This is a genomic window from Pseudoxanthomonas kalamensis DSM 18571, assembly GCF_010211745.1.
In the GTDB taxonomy this organism is placed as follows: Bacteria; Pseudomonadota; Gammaproteobacteria; order Xanthomonadales; family Xanthomonadaceae; genus Pseudoxanthomonas_A; species Pseudoxanthomonas_A kalamensis.
In genome coordinates, this window is sequence record NZ_PDWQ01000145.1 from 1 (window position 1) to 513 (window position 513).

The 513-nt window shown below is 65.3% G+C and carries 1 protein-coding gene and 1 pseudogene; one reads left to right on the forward strand and one right to left on the reverse strand.

Annotated features, from left to right (window positions below):
- Positions 1-267 (forward strand): YdcF family protein (locus CSC70_RS14430; protein ID WP_162457238.1); only part of this gene is annotated, 267 nt, incomplete at its 5' end.
- A 59-nt stretch (positions 268-326) separates the two neighbouring features.
- Here CSC70_RS14430 and CSC70_RS14435 read toward each other — a convergent pair.
- Positions 327-513, reverse strand: a pseudogene (locus CSC70_RS14435) (peptidase S10); the annotation flags it as partial.

The window sequence follows — 513 nt, forward strand, 5'->3', positions numbered from 1 at the left end:
TTGCTGCGCGACTACCGGCCCGATCGCATTGCGTTGGTGTCCTCGGCCACGCATCTGCGTCGGGCCGAACTGTATTTCCGCCACTTCGGCATCGATGCCACACCCGTGCGCGCCGACTGGCTGACTGCCACGTGGTCGATCCTGCCGCAGAGCTACAACTTCACCCTGGCCGATGTGGCCCTGCACGAATACCTGGGCATTGCCCGCTATCAGGTCTACCAGTGGTTGGGGTGGAACGTGCAGGCGACCGCCCCTGGCGCGGTCTGAGCGCGGCACGACGCGGCTGATCCATCGCCGAGCGTCCACACGCCCGGCGATGCGAGCAATCAGCGCGTTTCGTACATCGCCTCGACGTCGTTACGGAACGCGGCCTGGCTGTCGGCACGGTTGTAGAACATGTGGCCGCCCGGATATTCGCGCACCTGCACGCGTTTACTGTCGCTGCCCATGGCCGGCATCTGGTCCACCGTCAGGACCGAACCCATGAACGGGCAGGAGAGGTCGTTCCAGCCG